The sequence below is a fragment of the Sphingomonas naphthae genome (assembly GCF_028607085.1).
Lineage (GTDB): Bacteria > Pseudomonadota > Alphaproteobacteria > Sphingomonadales > Sphingomonadaceae > Sphingomonas_Q > Sphingomonas_Q naphthae.
Map to the genome: position 1 here is coordinate 1,859,246 of NZ_CP117411.1, position 18,135 is coordinate 1,877,380.

The following is an 18,135-nucleotide window of genomic DNA, read 5'->3' on the forward strand; positions in this document are numbered from 1 at the left end:
GGGCCGGGCCCGAAATAGAAGACTAAATGGAGCTGCTCGAATGAAGAAGCTTAGCTTTGTTCTCGCCGCTGCCGGCCTGATGTCCCTGGCCGCCTGCAGCAAGCCGACCCCGGCCGAGAACGCCGCCGACAACGCCGCCGCCGCGCTGGATAACGCCGCCGAGAACCTCGAGGACATGTCCGAGAACACCTCGAACGACATGGCCGCCGAGGCGCTGTCGAACGACGCGGAGAACCTGCACGACGCCGCCGACAACGTCGCTGGCTAATCGGTCTCCTCTCCTCACGGAGAGGAAACAGGATTTCGGAACGGGCGTCCACCTCAGCGGTGGGCGCCTGTTTTCGTTTGGGGCCGGTCTGCCGCGCCGCCTGCATTTAGCCGTTGGTCGCGCCCGCCGCCCGCGCTAGTCAGCGGCCGATATGAGCCTTCCCGATACATTGATCGGCGCCCCGCTGCGCCTGTTCGACAGCCTCACGCGCGGCTTGCGCGATTTCGCGCCGATCGATCCGGCGATGGTGCGGCTCTACAGCTGCGGCCCGACGGTCTACAATTTCGCGCACCTCGGCAATCTGCGCGCCTATGTCTTCACCGATACGCTGCGCCGCACCCTCAACTGGAAGGGTTATGCGGTCAATCACGTCATCAACATCACCGATGTCGGCCATCTGACGTCGGATGCGGATGCCGGCGCCGACAAGATGGAGGCGGCCGCCGCCAGCACCGGGCGCTCCATCTGGGACATCGCCGCTTTCTACACCACCGCCTTCAAAAGCGATCTCTCCGCCCTCGGCATCCGCGAGCCGACCGTGTGGAGCGTCGCCACCCAGCATGTGCAGGACATGATCGCCTTCGCCCGCGCGATCGAGGCGCGTGGCGCCACCTACGAACTCGACAGCGGCCTCTATTTCGACACGTCCACCGTGCCCGACTATGGCCGCCTCGCCGGCGCCCGGCCCGACGACACCGTCGGCCGCATCGCCGAGGTGGAGGGCAAGCGCAATCCGGCCGACTTCGCGGTGTGGCGCCGCTCCCCGGCCGACGAGCAACGCCAGATGGAATGGCTTTCGCCCTGGGGGCCGGGCGCGCCCGGCTGGCATCTCGAATGCTCGGTGATGAGCATGAAATATCTCGGCGAGCAGTTCGACATCCACACCGGCGGGATCGACCATCGCGAGATCCACCATTGCAACGAGATCGCGCAGAATCAGGCCTTCACCGGCAGTGGCCACAGCGGCGCCAACTTCTGGATGCACAACAACTTCCTGGTCGATCGATCGGGAAAGATGTCGAAATCGCGCGGTGGCTTCACCACCCTCGCCTCGCTCGTCACGCGCGGCGTGCCGGCGCTCGCCTATCGCATGCTGTGCCTCACCGCCCATTATCGCGGCGAGCTGGAATTCTCGCCCGAGGCGATCGCCGCCGCCCTCACCCGCCTGAAGCGTATCGCCATCGCGGTCGAGCGGCTGAAAGGGCAGACCGAGCCCGCCGCGTGGCGCCGCGTACTGGCCGAGGCCGGTGACAGCCGGGGCGCGAGCCTCGCCTACCAGCGCGGCATCATCGAGGACGGGCTGTCGGCCAAAGCGCTGGCGGTCCTGACGGAGTTCGATGCCGCGATGGCCAACGACCTCGGCACCCCGGCCGCCCTTCCGCTGCTGGAGGCCGCCATCGCCGACAAGAAGATCCCGGCCGACGAACGCCTCCGCCTCGTCGGCAGCATGGATCTCGTCCTCGGCCTCGATCTGATCGCCGGCGACCGCCGCGCGCTCAGCGTCCGCCCCGAGGGGGCAACGCTGGACGACGATGCGGTCGAGGCGCTGATCGCCGAGCGGCAGGCGGTGCGCGCGGCTAGGGATTTCGCCGCGTCCGATGCGCTGCGCGACCGGCTCGATGCCGCCGGGATCGAGATCATGGACGGCGATCCGCTCCGCTGGGAGTGGCGCCCGCAGCTTGGCGAGTGAGCCCCGCCGCATCCTTCTGATCGGGGGGACGCGGCCGGAAGCGATCAAGCTCGCGCCCCTGCTCCTTGCCGCCGAGGGGCGCCCCGATCTCCGCCTCCGCCTGATCGCCACCGGCCAGCATCCCGAGATGTTCGCCGATGCGCTTCACGCCTTCGGCCTGAAGGCGGATCGCACCCTGCCCCCCGCCCGGCCCGGCGACACGATCGAGAACCTTGCCGATCGCATCGCCCGCGCCCTCCCCGCGCTGCTCGCCGAGATCGCGCCCGATATCGTGCTGGTGCAGGGCGACACGACTTCGGCCTGGGCTGCGGCGCGGGTGGCGCATCAGGCGGGCTCCGCGGTCGGCCATGTCGAGGCGGGCCTGCGATCGGGCGACCTCAATATGCCTTGGCCGGAGGAACGCAATCGGGTCCAGATCGACGCGCTTTCCACGATGCTGTTCGCCCCCACCGTCGAGGCCGCCCGCCATCTCCGCCATGAGGGCGTGCCCGGCCGCGTCTTCGTGACCGGCAACACCGGGATCGACGCCTTGCTGTGGATGCGCCGCAACGTCGCGCTCCACCGCCATTCCGATCGCCGCCTCATCCTCGTGACGGCGCACCGCCGCGAGAATGTCGCCCATCTCCCCGCTATCTGCCGCGCGCTGCGCACCATCGCCGCGCGGGGCGACGTCTCGATCCTGCTGCCGGTCCACCCCAATCCCGCCGTCGCCGCCGTGGTCGAGCGCGAACTGGCCGGCGTCCCCGATATCGAGCTGACCCCCGCCCTCACCTATCCGGCGATGGTCGCGCTGATGGCGCAGGCCCACCTCCTCCTCACCGATTCGGGCGGGTTGCAGGAGGAGGCCCCGGCGATCGGCCTGCCGACGCTGGTGCTGCGCGACGTGACCGAGCGGCCCGAGGCGCTGGCGACGGGCAATCTCGCGATGGTCGGCACCGTGCCGCGCCGCATCGTCGCCGCCGCGCGCCGCCTGCTCGATGACGCGCGCGCCCACGCCGCCATGTCGCGCCCGGCCTTCCCCTATGGCGACGGGCAGGCCGCGCACCGCATCCTCGACGCGATCGTGGCGCATCCCCTTCCCCGCCGCGCGGCCCTCCGCTAAGCGCGGGACCATTATGATCTTGGTCATCGACAATTACGACAGCTTCACCTGGAACCTGGTGCACTACCTCCAGGAACTCGGTTCCACCGTGGAGGTCGTGCGCAACGACGCGATCGGCGCGGGGCAGGCCATCTCGACGGGTGCGGAAGCCTTCCTGATCTCGCCCGGCCCCTGCACCCCCAACGAGGCCGGGATCAGTCTCGATCTGGTCGCCGCCTGCGCCGATGCCGGCAAGCCGCTGCTGGGCGTCTGCCTCGGCCATCAGGCAATCGGCCAGCATTTCGGCGGGCGGGTCGTCCGCGCGCCCAGCCTGATGCACGGCAAGACCTCGCCGGTCGAACATGACGGCACCGGGCTGTTCACCGGCCTCCCCTCGCCCTTCACCGCCACCCGCTATCATTCGCTCGTGGTGGAGGACGTGCCAGACGATCTGATCGTCAACGGCTGGACGGGCGACGTGGTGATGGGCGTGCGCCACGCGACGCTGCCGATCCACGGCGTGCAATTCCACCCCGAGAGCATCGCCACCGAGCATGGCCACGCCTTGCTCGCCAACTTCCTGCGGATGGCGGGGATCAAGGTCGCGGAGCCGGCATGACGACCCTGGCGTTGCTGCCTGACCCTTCGACACCGCTCGACGAGGCGACGGCGCATGCGGCCTTCGCCGACATCCTCGACGGCAAGGTGCCCGACGAGGCCGTCGCCCGCTTCCTGATCGATCTGGCCGAGCGCGACGAGACCGCCATCGAGATCGCCGCCGCCGCCCGCGTGCTGCGCGAGCGGATGATCGCGGTGAAGGCCCCCGTCGGCGCGATCGACGTGTGCGGCACCGGCGGGGACGGCCAGCACAGCCTCAACATCTCCACCGCCGTCGCGATCGTGGTGGCCGCCGCCGGCGTGCCCGTCGCCAAGCACGGCAACCGTGCCGCCTCGTCGAAAGCGGGCGCGGCCGACACGCTGGAGGCGCTCGGCCTCGATCTCGATCGCGCATCCGCCCGCGCCGAGGAAAGCCTCGCCGACCTCGGCATCGCCTTCCTTTTCGCGCAGAAGCATCATCCGGTGCTGGCGCGCATGGCCCCGATCCGCCGCGCGATCGGCCGGCGCACGGTGTTCAACCTGATCGGCCCGCTCGCCAATCCGGCGCGGGTGACCCGCCAGTTGCTGGGCGTGGCGCGGGTCGATTTCCTTCCCACTGTCGCCACCGCGCTCGACTATCTCGGTGCCGAGGCGGCGATGGTGGTCGCGGGCGAGGAAAGCCTCGACGAACTTTCGATCGCCGGCCCCAGCCGCATCGTCCGCATCGGCCCCCGCGCCGGCGAGTTGACGATCACCCCCGAGGATGCCGGTTTGCCCCGCCATTCGCTCGACGCGATCCGGGGGGGCGACGCCGCTTTCAACGCCGCCGCCCTGCGCGCGCTGCTGATGGGCGAACCCGGCCCCTATCGCGACGCCGTCCTCCTCAACGCCGCCGCCGCGCTGATCGTCGCCGACCGCGCCGACGACTGGCGGGATGCCGTCGAGGAAGCCGCCGAAGTCATCGACAAAGGCCTCGCCAACGCCCTGCTCAACTGCTGGATCGCTTTCTGATGAACCGTTTGACCGCGATCCTCGATACCAAGCGCGAGCATGTCGCCGCCGGCAAGGCGCGCCGCTCGATCGCCGATCTCGACGCGCTGGCGGCCGGACAGACGCCCCCGCGCGGTTTTCGCGCCGCGCTCGATCGCACCGTGGCGGCGGGCGGCTATGGCCTCATCGCCGAGATCAAGAAAGCCTCGCCCTCAAAGGGCCTGATCCGCGCCGATTTCGATCCCCCCGCCCACGCCCGCGCCTATCAGGCCGGCGGCGCCACCTGCCTTTCCGTCCTGACCGACGAGCCCTATTTCCAGGGCGCCGACGCTTACCTCCAGGCGGCGAGCGCGGCGGTCGATCTGCCTTGTCTCCGCAAGGATTTCATGATCGATCCGTGGCAGGTCGCCGAGGCGCGCGCGCTGGGTGCCGACGCCATCCTCATCATCGTCGCCGCGCTGGACAACGGCGCCATGATCGAGATCGAGGCGGCCGCGATCGAGCGCGACATGGACGTGCTGGTCGAGGTTCATGACCGCGCCGAACTCGATCGCGCGCTGATCCTGCAATCGCGGCTGATCGGCGTGAACAATCGCGATCTCAGGGACTTCTCGGTCGATTTCGAGCGGACCTACGAACTCGTCGGCCATGCCCCGGCCGGCTGCACCTTCGTCGCCGAAAGCGGCCTCGGCCATCGCGGCGATCTCGATGCGATGGCCAGCCACGGCGTCCGCTGCTTCCTGATCGGGGAATCGCTTATGCGGCAGGCCGATGTCGAGGCGGCGACACGTAGCCTGCTCACCCCGGCATGACCGGCCTTACCCATATCGACGCCGCCGGCGCCGCCCGCATGGTCGACGTCTCCGCCAAGGCCGAGACGAGCCGCACCGCCATCGCCGAGGGGCGCATCGCCATGTCCCCCGCCGCCGCCGCCGCGATCTGCGAGGGATCGGTCGGCAAGGGCGACGTGCTGGCGGTCGCGCGGGTCGCCGGGATCATGGCCGCCAAGCGCACCGCCGATCTGATCCCGCTGTGCCACCCCCTGCCGATCGCCGCCTGCACGATCGACCTGATCGTGGAGGACGACGCGGTGATCGCCACCGCCACCGTCACCACCAACGGCCGCACCGGGGTCGAGATGGAGGCGATGAGCGCCGTTTCGGTCGCCCTGCTCACCGTCTACGACATGGCCAAGGCGGTCGATAAGGCCATGACGATCGGGGATATTCGTCTCCTGTCCAAGACCGGCGGCAAGTCGGGCGACTGGCGCCGGCCGTGAGCCTGCTCCCGGTCGCCGACGCCCGCGCCCGCCTGCTCGCGCTGGCCGCGCCGCTGCCGATCGAGACCGTGCCGCTGATCGACGCGGCCGGGCGCCATGCCGCCGAACCCGTCCTCGCCCGCCGCACCCAGCCCGCCGCCGATCTCTCCGCGATGGACGGCTACGCCATCCGCTTCGCCGAGCGCCCCGGCCCGTGGCGCATCGTCGGCGAGAGCGCGGCCGGGCGCCCCTTCGCGATCCCGCTGGCCCCCGGCGAGGCCGCGCGCATCTTCACCGGCGCCGCTCTGCCCCCCGGTGCCGACACGATCCTCATCCAGGAGGAAGCCACCGCCGCCGACGGCCTCGTCCGCATGACCGGCAAAGGCCCGCCGGCCCAGGGCGAGCATGTCCGCCGGCGCGGCGCCGATTTCGCGGACGGCGCCCCCCTCATCGCGTCCGGCGATCGCCTCACACCCGCCCGCATCGGCCTCGCCGCCGCCGCCGGTCACGGCGCCCTGCCCGTCCGCCGCCGCGCTCGCGTCGCCCTGATCTCGACCGGCGACGAACTGGTGCCCCCCGGCGCGCCCACGCCCGACGACCGCCTGCCATCCAGCAACGCGCCGATGCTGGCGGCCCTGTGCGGCGGCCCGCTGGCGGAGATCGTCGATCTCGGCATCGTGCCCGACGATCTGGCCGCCCTCACCGCCGCCTTCGCCGAAGCCGCGCGCATCGCCGACGTGGTCGTCACGATCGGCGGGGCCTCGGTCGGCGACCATGATCTCGTCCGCCCCGCGCTGGCAGCGGCGGGCGCGGCGCTCGATTTCTGGCGGGTCGCGATGCGGCCGGGCAAGCCGCTGATGGCGGGGCGGATCGGCGACGCGGTCGTGCTCGGCCTGCCCGGCAACCCCGTCTCCGCCTTCGTCGGCGCCACCCTGTTCCTGAAACCGCTGCTCGCGCGTCTCTCCGGCGCGGTCGATCCCGCCCCCCCGATGGCCTTCGCCACCCTGCTCCATCCCCTCCCCGCCGTGGGTGGCCGAACCGATTTCCTGCGTGGGATCAATCAGATGGATGGCATTCGTGCGATGAATCGGCAGGACAGCGCCGGCCTGTCCTCGCTCGCCGCGGCCGATTGCCTGATCGTCCGCCCCGCCGGCGCGCCGCCCATCGCGGCGGGGGAACAGGTCGAGATCGTTACGCTCGCTTGACAGTCTGTTCCATGTTGCCTAGACGTTCCGCGTTCGTTCCCGATGGGGTATCATGCGATGCTGACGTCCAAGCAGAATGAGCTGCTCACCTTCATCAACCATCGACTGGGCGAGACCGGCGTGTCTCCCTCGTTCGAGGAGATGAAGGAGGCGCTCGACCTCAAGTCCAAGTCGGGGGTTCACCGGCTCATCAATGCGCTGGAGGAGCGCCAGTTCATTCGCCGCCTGCCCAACCGCGCCCGCGCGCTAGAGGTGCTGCGGATGCCCGAACTGATGCGCAAGGCCCCGCCCGCCTTGGTCGCCGTGCCGAAGAAGCCGATCCCGCAGGCCGCCAACGACGTGCTGGAAATCCCGCTCCACGGCCGCATCGCCGCCGGCGTGCCGATCGAGGCGATGGAGGGGCAGACCAGCCTGTCCGTCCCCGCCGCGCTGCTGGGCCCGGGCGAACATTATGCGCTCGAGGTCTCGGGCGATTCGATGGTCGAGGCCGGGATCCTCGATGGCGACTATGCGCTCATCCAGCGCACCGAGAGCGCCCGCGAAGGCCAGATCGTCGTCGCCCTGATCGACGAGATGGAAGCGACGCTCAAATATTTCCGCCGCGAAGGCACGATGATCCGGCTCGATCCGGCCAATCGCGCCTATGATCCGCAACGCTACAGCCCGGCGCAGGTCCGCGTGCAGGGCCGCCTCGCCGGCCTGCTCCGCCGCTACTGATCGCGCCCGATATGGCGCATGACCCGAAGGCGTTGCGGCCGATCCTGGAAGCCGCGACGCCGCCGGACGCCGAACTGGCGATGCGCGCCATGTTCGGCGGGCGGATGGCTCGCGCCCGAACTCGGCCTCCCTCTCGCCATTGGATGATGATTGCCTATCAGTGACGGGCTGATCGGCCTGGCGCTGTGCTGGTGTGCCTGATTCCATCGCGGGCTCGCCCAGCGTCGGTAACCGAAACCGAAAATAGGATTTCCCCGCGCATCCTCCCCTTGGCCTGAAGATGGCGACTGCGACCGGCGCGGTCCTGCCACTTGCATCCGGCAGGATGTGCCCTTGAGAGGGCTATCGCACCTCCGGGGAGGCGCGGGCGGCCGGGGGCGGGGCGGATCCCATGCTGAGGTGGCAGCAGGATCGAACACCGCACCGGGCCTTTGACGATCACGCGAAGCTTCGGCTGATGCCGGATGACTCCGCGCCGGTCGCCCCGGCGGCCTGCGCCACCAGGAGCCTGCCCCCTCCACCGCGATCACCAGTGACGGAAGCGGCGCGGCTTGTACGCTATTTGTTCTGGTTTGTCAAGTTTTAGATTGTGGTTAGATTCTGCGGCTGTCACTTCGCCACAGACTGCGCGCCTTCGATGGGCATAGCAGGGTTACCGGCGCGACGGTTAGAACCAGGACGACGAACGCTCTGGCGTCCAAGGGGCTTATTTGTTCCTTGGTGACGTCGAAGAAGGCAAACGTGAACCAAATCAGGAAGAAGGTCCAACTACACATAAGCCACGGCAACAGCCGCAACTAGCAGGGCGATGACCTTTCGCATGATCTATCCCTATCGCTGTGGTGATGATCTGCAAGAGCAGGTGGCAGCGAACCGATCGCGACGATCGTCACCCCGGACGTGTTCCGGGGTCCACCGGCTCCCGATCGATCCGGTTGAAGGACGGCATTGACGCGTGCTTCGGGCTGGACCCCGGCACGAGGCCGGGGTGACGAGCATCGTGGGGCGGCGGATTCCCCGCCCCGCCCCCTAGCGCGCCTGAAACCGCGCCCAATCCTCTTCCGAAAGGCGCACCTCGACGACCTGCGTCTCGCCCTCGGTCTCCTCGTGCAGCACTTCGCCATGCTGGTGGAGCCAGGCGAGGGTCGCGCCGTCGGTGAGGGGGATGTCGAGCGTGTAGCGGCGGTGGCCGGCGGCGAGGCGGTCGCCGACGGTGCGGCGGAGGGTTTCGACGCCCTCGCCGGTGAGCGCCGACAGGGCCACCACATCGTCGCGGCGGGCGGCTTCGTGGAGGAGGCGCTCGGCCTCTTGCGGGGGCAGCGCGTCGAGCTTGTTCCACGCCTCGAAGATGAGCGCGGTGGGGTTGGCGTCGGGGCCGTCGGCGGCGGGGCCGATGCCGATTTCGGCCAGCACAGCCATCACGTCGGCGCGCTGCGCCTCGCTGTCGGGATGGGAGACGTCGCGGACGTGGATGATGAGGTCGGCGGCGGTGACCTCCTCCAAAGTTGCGCGGAAGGCGGCCACCAGCTGCGTCGGCAGGTCCGAGACGAAGCCGACCGTGTCGGACAGGATCGCCTTGTCGATACCCGGCAGGCTGATCTGCCGCATCGTGGGGTCGAGCGTGGCGAAGAGGAGGTTCTCGGCCATGACGGCGGCGCCGGTCATGCGGTTGAACAAGGTCGACTTGCCGGCATTGGTGTAGCCAACCAGCGCCACGACAGGCCACGGCGCACGCTGGCGGCGGGCGCGGTGGAGGCCACGCGTCTTGCGGACCTGTTCCAGTTCGCGGCGCAGTTTCGCCATGCGATCGCGGATGAGGCGGCGATCGGCCTCGATCTGGGTTTCGCCGGGGCCGCCGAGGAAGCCGAAGCCGCCGCGCTGGCGCTCGAGGTGGGTCCAGCTGCGAACCAGCCGCCCGGCCTGATAGTCGAGATGGGCGAGTTCGACCTGCAACCGCCCCTCGGCGGTGGCTGCCCGCTCGCCGAAGATTTCGAGAATGAGGCCGGTGCGGTCGATCACCTTGGCCTTGCAGGCCGTCTCGAGATTCTTCTGCTGAACGGGTGTGAGCGCGGCATCGACGACGACCAGTTCGGCCTCGTCCATGCGCACCGCATCGGCGATCTGCTCGACCTGGCCGGAGCCGAAGAGCGTGGCGGGCTTGGGCTCGCGCAGGCGGAAGGACAGGCGCTCGACCACGTCGATGCCGATCGCGGCGGCGAGGCCGGCGGCTTCGTCCAGCCGCGCCTCGACGCCGCGCGCATTGCCCTGCGCCCGATCGGGCAAGGCGACGACGGCCCGCGCACCCCGCGCGAAATCGTCGTCAGCCTTGTTGAATACGCTCAATCCTCGTCTTCCTCCGCGCCTTGCAGGTTCAGCGGGTTGGCCGGCTGCACCGTCGATATGGCGTGCTTGTAGACGAGCTGGCTCATCCCGTCACGCCGCAGCAGCATGCAGAACAGATCATAGGCGGCGATCTCCCCCTGGAGCATCACGCCGTTGACCAGGAACATCGTCACCGGCTCGCGGGTCTTGCGCACTGCGGCGAGGAACACTTCCTGGAGCAGGGTCGACTTGCGATCCTCGAACGCCTTTTCGATCGGCGCGAGATCGAGCGGATGCGCCGGCATCACGGTGGAGATGGCATGCTTGTAGATCAGCTGGCTCTGCCCGTCGCGGCGCAGCAGCACCGAGAAATTGTCGAACCAGGTGATGATGCCCTGCAACTTCACGCCCTTCACGAGGAACATCGTGACGGGGATCTTGCCCTTGCGCAGCGTGTTGAGGAAAATATCCTGAAGATTGTTGACCTTGTCGGCCATGGTCCGGTTCTCCGGTCTTGGCGGGATCGTGGACCCGCATGTGCGCCTTATGCCCAGGCGTCGTGGCTACACCGGCTGTGTGCAGGTGCGAAACGAATGTAGGGGCAAGCGGGGATCGCGTCCAGCCATCGACGCGAAAAGTTTTGCGGTGCAACTGTTTTTGTACCGGATGGTACAAGCCAGCCCCTTGCCTTCCGCCCCGATCCGGTGATGGTGCGCGCCATACCGTTTCCAGGAGAGAGACATGCGCACTCCCATCGCCGCCTTGCTGCTTGCCGCCGCCCTTCCCGCCATAGCGATCGCCGCCTCGGTCCCGGCCCCCGTCACCAAGGCGCTGGCCGCCCCCGCCCGCGAGGCGGACAAGAAGGATGACGAGCGGCGCAAGGGCGGCGAAATCACCGCCTTCGCCGGCGTGAAGCCCGGCCAGACCGTCGTCGATCTGCTGCCGGGCGGCGGATATTGGACGCGGCTGTTCTCGGGCGTGGTCGGGCCGAAGGGCAAGGTGATCGACGTATGGCCGGCCGCCATGGTCGCGCCCGGCGCACGGGGCGAACCCCGCATGAAGGCGCTGATCGGCCAGCCGGGCTTCGAGAATGTCGAGGCGCTGCCGGTCGATCTGGCGGCCTATGCGACCCCGCCGGCGGACGTGGTGTTCACCTCGCAGAACATCCACGATCTGCCGAACAAGTCGTTCGGCGGACTGGATATCACCGCTTTCTCGAAGAATGTTCTGGCCTCGCTCAAGCCCGGCGGCCGCTTCATCGTGATCGATCATACCGGCAAGCCCGGCAGCGGCATGACCGAGACCGACACGCTCCATCGCATCGAGCCGAAGGTGGTGAAGGATGCGATCGTCGCGGCGGGCTTCAAATTCGCGGGCGAAAGCAAGCTGCTGGCGCATGCCGCCGACGATCATACGCTGAAGGTGTTCGATCCGGCGCTGCGCGGCAATACGGACCAGTTCATCTACGCGTTCGAGAAGCCGAAGAAGTAAGGTTCCGCACCGCCCCGGCCAGCCCGGGGCGGTATCGGCGCGATCAGCCCCAGGGCATCGCCAGCGTCGGCCGGTTGGCGTAGCGCGTCATCGCGATGCGCAGCGCCACCTGGCTCCCCGCCGCCAGTTGCAGCGTCACATGGCGCGCCGCCACGTCCTGCGCCGTCGCGCCGGCCTGCACCCGATCGATGCGATGTTCGCCATAGGCGCCGCCCTGCACGACGATGTCGGCCGGCTTGCCGCCGAGGTTCACCAGCGTCACGTCGACATGGCCATCGCCCATGCCCGTCACCAGCGCGGCGACCTGATCGGGCAGGCCCGCGCGGCGGCGGGTGGGATCGAAATAGCGCAGGCGGCAGTGTAGCGTGACGCCGCCCTGCGGCGCGGTGGTCGGCGACCAGGGCGGGCGGGCGATGTGGAGGCCGCCCGTCGTCAGTTGCACCAGCGCGCGGGCGCTGGCGGGGTTGATGTCGATCGGCCAGTCGGCCAGCCGCGTGTCGCGGGTTGTGGGGTCCTTCTCGCGCGCCTCGATCCGCTCGGCGATGCGCGCCATGTCCTGCTGGAGCGTCTCGATCGGATAGTTCGGGTTGCGGCCTTCGAGGAAGGCGAGCCACGGATGGTCGCCCGCCGCCGCGCGATCGTCGGCCCGCTGCGAGAAATACCACAGCTCGAAGCCGTTGGTGCGGTAGGGCGCGGGCTTGTAGCTATACCAGCCGTCGGCGCCGTGCATCGTCGGCACCATCAGCTTGCCGTCGCGCTGGACGGCCTTGTCGAGCAACGCCTCTCGCTGCCTGCGCCACAGATCCATATAGACCTGATCGCCAGTCAGGAGCGTACCGTTCATGAAGGCGGTGATCGATCGGGTGACCCGGTTGCGATCCTCGCGCTGGCCGGTCTGCGGCACCAGTGGCGAGAAGCCCCAGCCGTAGACGCCCTTCCACCAATCCTTGCCGACGCGGCCGTCCGGATTGACGTGGCTCGGCAGGATATCGCCATTGGCGCGTGCGCGATCGACCCAGGCGTCGAGATAGTCGAGCGCCCAGCCGCGGAAGCGATCCCCCAGCCCCAGCGCATAAGCGTTCAGGCCGAGCGTGGTCGCCTGGAGGTTGAGCGGATTGTCGCCGACGACGTCGCCATATTCGTCATAATGATGCAGCGTCTGGGCATAGGTCGTCTCGCCATGCTCCATGTGGAAGCGCTCGCCCGCCGCGAAGGGATCACCCGCCCAGTCGAGCGGGGTCGCCTCGCGCAGCATCGGCCCGCGACTGCCGTTGAGCATCGAACGCATCATCCGCAGCTTCGGATCGTAATTGCGCGTCGTGGGATCGCGGCCGGTGTAGAAATCGGCGTAGCGGCCGGTGCGCTCCTTCAACTTGGCGTCGCGCGGGATCGACAGGCCGAAGAGGTTGAAGCTGGTCAGCCCCTCCGAATTGTGCTGCCAATCCATCTGCACCGGAAATTCGCGATAATACATGCCCTTGCGGGCGATCGGCACGTCGATCGTCCTGGCCGCCGTATATTGGTGGAGATGCCCCTCGAAGAAGCGGCGCGACAGATCGAGCAGCCGATCCGATCCGCCCATGGCGTGCAGCAGCACCCAGTCGTTGGTCGCCTCGGCGGCGTCGTCGGGGCCGTCGTTGGCGCCCCACCGCTCGAACACCTCGAGCCGGTCGCCCTTGCCGACATATTTGGCGTAGAACGCCTCGCAGGCGGCGGCATTGGCATCGAGCAGGCGGCGCTGGAGCGTGGCCCAGGCGGGTGCCGGCTGGCGCTCCCCGACGCGCATCGGCGCGGCGGCGGCGCGGGCTTGCGCGGGCAAGGTCGCGGCGAGGGCCACGCCACCCATCAGGACCGAACGGCGATCGACGATCATTTGGCGAAGCTCAGGCGATAGAAGGGGCCGGCGATGAAGACGAAGGCGAGGATCGTCAGCACGCAATGCGCGCCCACGAAGATCAGCGCCCAATCGAACGACCCCGTCGCCGCGACGATGTAGCCGATGGCGATCGGCGTGACGATGCCGCCGACGTTGCCGAGCATGTTGAAGACACCGCTGGCGACGCCCGCCGCTTCCTTTGGCGCGACGTCCGCCATGATCGCCCAGCCGAGCGAGGCGATGCCCTTGCCGAAGAAGGCGATCGACATCAGCAGGATGACCAGCCACTCGGCATCGACGAACACGCAGGCGATGATCGCGGTGGCGAGCAGCATGCCGATGGTGAGCGGCGTCTTGCGGGCGATATCGACCGATCCGGTGCGCTTGAGCAGCAGATCCGAGACATAGCCACCGATGATACCGCCGAGGAAGCCGCACAGCGCCGGCAGCACGGCGGCGGCGCCCGCCTGCATGATGTTGAGGCCCCGCTCCTTCACCAGATAGATCGGGAACCACGTCACGAAGAAATAGGTCAGCACGTTGATGCCGTACTGGCCGATGTAGATGCCCAGCATCATGCGGTTCTTGAGGAGCTTGGGCACGGCCGACCAGTCGAACGCGGCGCGGACCTTGCTGTCCTCCATGTGGATCAGGCCCCCACCCTGCTCGATGTGCGCGAGTTCGGCGGCGTTGATGCTCGGGTGGCTGGCAGGGCTGCGGATCATCTTGAGGAAGATCGCGGTGGCGAGGAGGCCGAGACCGCCCATCACCCAATAGACCGTGCGCCAGCCGAAATCGTGGACCAGCCAGCCCATCAGCGGCGAGAAGCTGACCAGGGCGAAATATTGCGCGGCGTTGAAGATGGCGGACGCGGTGCCGCGCTCGCTGGCGGGGAACCAGGCCGCGACGAGGCGCGCGTTGCCGGGGAAGGACGGCGCCTCCGCCAGCCCGACGAGGAAGCGCAGGCCGAACAGCATCACCACCGCCGACAGGCCCATGATGAGACCGGTCAGCCCCTGAAGCGCGGTGAGGATCGACCAGATGGCGATCGCGGTGGCGTAGACCCGCCGCGTGCCGAACCGATCCAGCAGCGCGCCACCGGGAATCTGCGCGATCACATAGGCCCAGGCGAAGGCCGACAGGATGTAGCCGGTCTGCACCGCATTCAGCCCCAGTTCGGTCGAGGCCTGACTGCCCGCGATCGAGAAGGTTGCACGATCGGCATAGTTGATCGTGGTGATGATGAAGATCAGCGCAATGATCCCGTAGCGCACCTTGGTGGGCCGGGCCGTCGCCGGTTGCTCGCTGATCGTCGCCAAGAAAATCGTCCTCTCGCTGGCGGCCGCCCGTCTGCGCGGGCTTCGGCCGGGGTAAGGATGAGGACGCTAGGCGCGCCCCGCCCGCCGGTCCAAATCAAAAGCCGGTTTGATCGAGCCACGGCCTGCATCGATGAAACCGCAGATCGGTGCGCATATCGCAACGATCCATGTCACATTCAGGTTAGCATCGATCCTGCACCGGCGCTAACTGACACCGGTTACCGGTCCACAAGAAGATCGGCGAACGCGATTTCGAGGCCGTAACTCGGCCCGTCGCAGGAACAGGGAGAGAGACTGCATGTCCGGCCATCAGAAATTCAAGACCGCCCTCATCCTCGGCACCGCCTTTGCGGCGCTCGCCGGTGGCCAGGCCCGCGCGCAGACCGCGCCCGCCGCCCCCGCCCCCGCCACGCAGGCCGAGCCCGCGCCCGAGGAGATCGTAGTCACCGGCTTCCGCGCCAGCCTCAACACCGCGCTGGGCATGAAGCGCAACGAAACCTCGTCGATCGACGCGATCAAGGCCGAGGATATCGCCGAATTCCCCGACCTGAACCTCGCGGAATCGCTCCAGCGCATTCCCGGCGTCACGATCAACCGGGTCAACGGCGAAGGCCGCAACATCTCGGTGCGCGGCCTCGGGCCGGAATATACCCGCGTCCGCATCAACGGCATGGAAGCCATCGGCACCACCGGCGGCACCGACAATTCGGGCGGCGTGAACCGGGGCCGCGGCTTCGATTTCAACATCTTCTCGTCGGATCTGTTCAACAGCCTGGCCGTCCGCAAGACGGCGACCGCCGATATCGAGGAAGGCTCGCTCGGCGGCACCGTCGATCTCGATACCGCCAAGCCGTTCGACTATAAGAAGCCCACCGCCGTCTTCTCGGCGCAGGCCAGCTACAACGATCTCGCCCGCAAGGCGACGCCGCGCCTGTCGGCGCTGGCCTCGACCACCACGTCGGACGGCCGCTTCGGCGTGCTGATGTCGGTCTCCTACGAGGAGCGCCACCTGAAGGAAGAGGGCGCGAACATCACGCGCTGGACCTATGGCGGCTTCAACGGCGGCTTCAACGCGGCCTCCACCCTGGCGGGCTACACGCTGGCGCAGATCAACAACGCCAACCCGGATACCGCGATCTTCCATCCGCGCATCCCCGGCCTCGTCAGCTACGACATCAAGCAGAAGCGCCTTGGCGCCGCCACCTCGGTACAGTTCCGCCCGACGCCCGCCACGCTGATCTCGCTCGACGGCCTCTATTCCCGGCTCGACGGCACACGCGCCGAGGCGCAGTTGCAGGCGATCAGCTTCAGCCGATCGGGCACGGGCAAGCCGCAGACGATCATCCGCAACGGCACGGTCGATAGCGACAACAACCTCATCAGCGGTACGTTCGACAATGTCGATCTGCGCTCGCAGTCGCGCTTCGACAAGCTGACGACCGATTTCTATCAGGTCACCGCCAACGTCAGCCAGAAGATCGGCACCCGCCTGAAGCTGAACGCCATCGCCGGCTATGCCAGCAGTGAATTCCGCAACCCGATCCAGACGACGGTCACGATCGACGCGGCCAACACCGGCGGCTTCTTCTACGATTTCGGCAACGGCCGCTTCCCCACGATCCGGCCGGGCGTGGACGTCGCCAACCCGGCGACATGGTCGTTCGTCAACGGCACGTCCGAAGTCCGCATCCGCCCGCAGACGGTGAGCAACGACTTCACCACCGCCAAGGGTTCGGCCGAGTGGGAGGCGACCGATTTCGTCAAGCTGAAGGCGGGCGTCGACTGGCGCCGCTTCCGCTACGATTCCACCGAAATGCGCCGTCTGGCGGGTGAGACGGTGGTGACGCCGCTGACCGCCGCGCAGCTCGCCGCCGGCACCACCCTGTTCGACGGCTTCGGTCGCGGCCTCAGCCTGCCGACCGGCACGCCAAACGCCTGGATCGTGCCGAACCTCGATTATTTCATCAACAATTACGGCATCTACAGCAGCCCGACCTATGCGACCGGCGGCATCGAGAATGCCACCGCGCGCGGCTCCTACATCACGGTCGAGGAAAAGGATCTCGGCGGCTGGGGCATGGCCGAATTCGACATGAAGGAGTTCGGCGTGCCGGTGCGCGGCGACATCGGCCTGCGCTATGTGAAGACCGATCAGCTTTCGACCGGCTATGCCAGCCAGGGCACCGCGATCAACCTCGTCTCGGCCGATCGCACCTACAAGCGCTGGCTGCCCTCGGCGAATTTGGTGATCGACGTGTCGAGCAACCTGCTCGTCCGCCTCGCCGCCGCCAAGACGCTGTCGCGCGCCGGTATCTCGGCGATCACGCCGGGCGGCAACATCAGCATCTCGGGCGGCAACCGCAGCTTCAGCCGGGGCAATCCCGATCTGAAGCCGACCTCGTCGAAGAATCTCGACGCCGCGATCGAATGGTATCCGGCCAAGGGCTCGATCTATGCCGTGTCGGTGTTCCGCAAGGATATCGGCACCTTCGTGCAGACGCTCAGCACCGGCGTGCCCTTCACCCAGCTGGGCCTGCCTGAATCCCTGCTCACCGGCACCGGCGCGCTGCCGACCGACGTGTTCATCGTCAGCCAGCCGGTCAATTCGCAGGGCGGCAAGCTGACCGGCTTCGAGGTGAACGTGCAGCAGCCGTTCAACTTCCTGCCGGGCATCCTCTCCAACTTCGGCGTGCTGGGCAACCTCACCTACGTGAAGTCGAACATCCGCTACCTGATCGGCACGGCATCGACCGCGACCGTGACGGAGCCGCTGGTCGGCCTGTCGAAATATGCCGCCAACGGCACGCTCTATTTCGAGACCGAGAAATTCTCGATCCGTGGCTCGGTCGCCTATCGCTCGAAATATCTGACGGCGGTGCCGGGCACCGAGGGCAATGCCTACAACGGCACGAACAAGACGATCAACGTCGACGCCCAGATGACCTACAATATCAACGACCGGATCAAGCTGAGCCTCGAGGCGGTGAACCTCACCGACGAGGAGAATGACCAGTTCGTGGACGAGACCAACCGCCTGAGCGTGCTGACGCACAGCGGCCGCCAATTCTTCTTCGGAGTACGGTACGCCCTCTGACCACTCCTTATCCAGGGAACGTACCCGTCTGCCCCGGCGCCCCACGGCGCCGGGGCATTTTTTTGGGGAGGGGCGCCTGTCCACCAGCTCCGTTCGTCCCGAGCGAAGTCGAGGGACGTGCCCCACGCGCAGCTGTCTCGACTTCATGCCGAAGGCATGAAGTTTATCCTGAGCGCCTGGCAGGCAGTCGAAGGGCTCGACACGAACGGCCGAGGAAAGAGTCTTAC

The 18,135-nt window shown here is 68.0% G+C and carries 16 protein-coding genes; 12 read left to right on the forward strand and 4 right to left on the reverse strand.

Features of this window, described 5'->3' with window-relative positions:
- Window positions 1-40: 40 nt before the first annotated feature.
- The 10 genes from PQ455_RS08785 (at window position 41) to PQ455_RS08830 (ending at window position 7,970) form a co-directional block, all read left to right on the forward strand.
- Window positions 41-268, forward strand: a complete 228-nt coding sequence (locus tag PQ455_RS08785; protein WP_273691048.1) for a hypothetical protein — start codon at window positions 41-43, stop codon at window positions 266-268.
- A 151-nt stretch (window positions 269-419) separates the two neighbouring features.
- Window positions 420-1,958, forward strand: coding sequence for a cysteine--tRNA ligase (gene cysS / locus PQ455_RS08790; RefSeq protein WP_273691049.1), 1,539 nt, complete (start codon window positions 420-422; stop codon window positions 1,956-1,958).
- On the forward strand, window positions 1,948-3,060 hold the full coding sequence (gene wecB, locus PQ455_RS08795) for a non-hydrolyzing UDP-N-acetylglucosamine 2-epimerase (RefSeq protein ID WP_273691051.1): 1,113 nt from the start codon (window positions 1,948-1,950) through the stop codon (window positions 3,058-3,060). The genes cysS and wecB overlap by 11 nt, the downstream gene beginning before the upstream one ends.
- Before the next feature lie 13 nt (window positions 3,061-3,073).
- Window positions 3,074-3,658 (forward strand): anthranilate synthase component II, encoded by a 585-nt coding sequence (locus PQ455_RS08800; RefSeq protein ID WP_273691052.1) that lies wholly within the window; start codon window positions 3,074-3,076, stop codon window positions 3,656-3,658.
- Window positions 3,655-4,647 carry an anthranilate phosphoribosyltransferase gene (trpD, locus tag PQ455_RS08805; protein WP_273691053.1) on the forward strand — a complete coding sequence of 331 codons (993 nt, stop codon included), beginning with the start codon at window positions 3,655-3,657 and terminating at the stop codon, window positions 4,645-4,647. The genes PQ455_RS08800 and trpD overlap by 4 nt, the downstream gene beginning before the upstream one ends.
- Window positions 4,647-5,438: an indole-3-glycerol phosphate synthase TrpC gene (trpC, locus tag PQ455_RS08810; protein ID WP_420542848.1), complete on the forward strand. Its 792-nt coding sequence runs from the start codon at window positions 4,647-4,649 to the stop codon at window positions 5,436-5,438. The genes trpD and trpC overlap by 1 nt, the downstream gene beginning before the upstream one ends.
- On the forward strand, window positions 5,435-5,905 hold the full coding sequence (moaC, locus tag PQ455_RS08815; RefSeq protein WP_273691054.1) for a cyclic pyranopterin monophosphate synthase MoaC: 471 nt from the start codon (window positions 5,435-5,437) through the stop codon (window positions 5,903-5,905). Before trpC ends, moaC begins: the two co-directional genes overlap by 4 nt.
- A complete protein-coding gene (locus PQ455_RS08820) occupies window positions 5,902-7,089 on the forward strand; it encodes a molybdopterin molybdotransferase MoeA (RefSeq protein ID WP_273691056.1) in 1,188 nt (395 codons plus the stop codon). The genes moaC and PQ455_RS08820 overlap by 4 nt, the downstream gene beginning before the upstream one ends.
- 57 nt (window positions 7,090-7,146) lie before the next feature.
- Window positions 7,147-7,806, forward strand: coding sequence for a transcriptional repressor LexA (gene lexA / locus PQ455_RS08825; protein WP_273691058.1), 660 nt, complete (start codon window positions 7,147-7,149; stop codon window positions 7,804-7,806).
- 11 nt (window positions 7,807-7,817) lie between these two features.
- The gene (locus PQ455_RS08830; protein ID WP_273691060.1) at window positions 7,818-7,970 is read left to right on the forward strand and encodes a hypothetical protein; all 153 of its coding nucleotides are present in this window, start codon (window positions 7,818-7,820) and stop codon (window positions 7,968-7,970) included.
- Window positions 7,971-8,835: 865 nt separating this feature from the next.
- On the opposite strand, the gene hflX is transcribed toward PQ455_RS08830, so the two are convergent.
- Together hflX and hfq are read right to left on the reverse strand one after the other, a co-directional pair.
- A complete protein-coding gene (gene hflX / locus PQ455_RS08835) occupies window positions 8,836-10,149 on the reverse strand; it encodes a GTPase HflX (protein ID WP_273691062.1) in 1,314 nt (437 codons plus the stop codon).
- Window positions 10,146-10,625, reverse strand: a complete 480-nt coding sequence (gene hfq, locus PQ455_RS08840) for an RNA chaperone Hfq (RefSeq protein WP_273691064.1) — start codon at window positions 10,623-10,625, stop codon at window positions 10,146-10,148. Before hfq ends, hflX begins: the two co-directional genes overlap by 4 nt.
- Before the next feature lie 244 nt (window positions 10,626-10,869).
- Here hfq and PQ455_RS08845 point away from each other — a divergent pair, with 244 nt between their 5' ends.
- Window positions 10,870-11,619, forward strand: coding sequence for a class I SAM-dependent methyltransferase (locus PQ455_RS08845; RefSeq protein WP_273691067.1), 750 nt, complete (start codon window positions 10,870-10,872; stop codon window positions 11,617-11,619).
- Between the two features lie 43 nt (window positions 11,620-11,662).
- Here the strand turns inward: PQ455_RS08845 and PQ455_RS08850 are convergent, their stop codons facing one another.
- Together PQ455_RS08850 and PQ455_RS08855 are read right to left on the reverse strand one after the other, a co-directional pair.
- Window positions 11,663-13,492, reverse strand: coding sequence for a DUF8034 domain-containing protein (locus PQ455_RS08850; protein ID WP_273691068.1), 1,830 nt, complete (start codon window positions 13,490-13,492; stop codon window positions 11,663-11,665).
- On the reverse strand, window positions 13,489-14,814 hold the full coding sequence (locus PQ455_RS08855; RefSeq protein WP_273691069.1) for an MFS transporter: 1,326 nt from the start codon (window positions 14,812-14,814) through the stop codon (window positions 13,489-13,491). The genes PQ455_RS08850 and PQ455_RS08855 overlap by 4 nt, the downstream gene beginning before the upstream one ends.
- 298 nt (window positions 14,815-15,112) lie before the next feature.
- Here PQ455_RS08855 and PQ455_RS08860 point away from each other — a divergent pair, with 298 nt between their 5' ends.
- Entirely contained in the window at window positions 15,113-17,908 is a 2,796-nt protein-coding gene (locus PQ455_RS08860; RefSeq protein ID WP_273691070.1) for a TonB-dependent receptor, read from the forward strand.
- The last annotated feature ends 227 nt before the right edge of the window (window positions 17,909-18,135 follow it).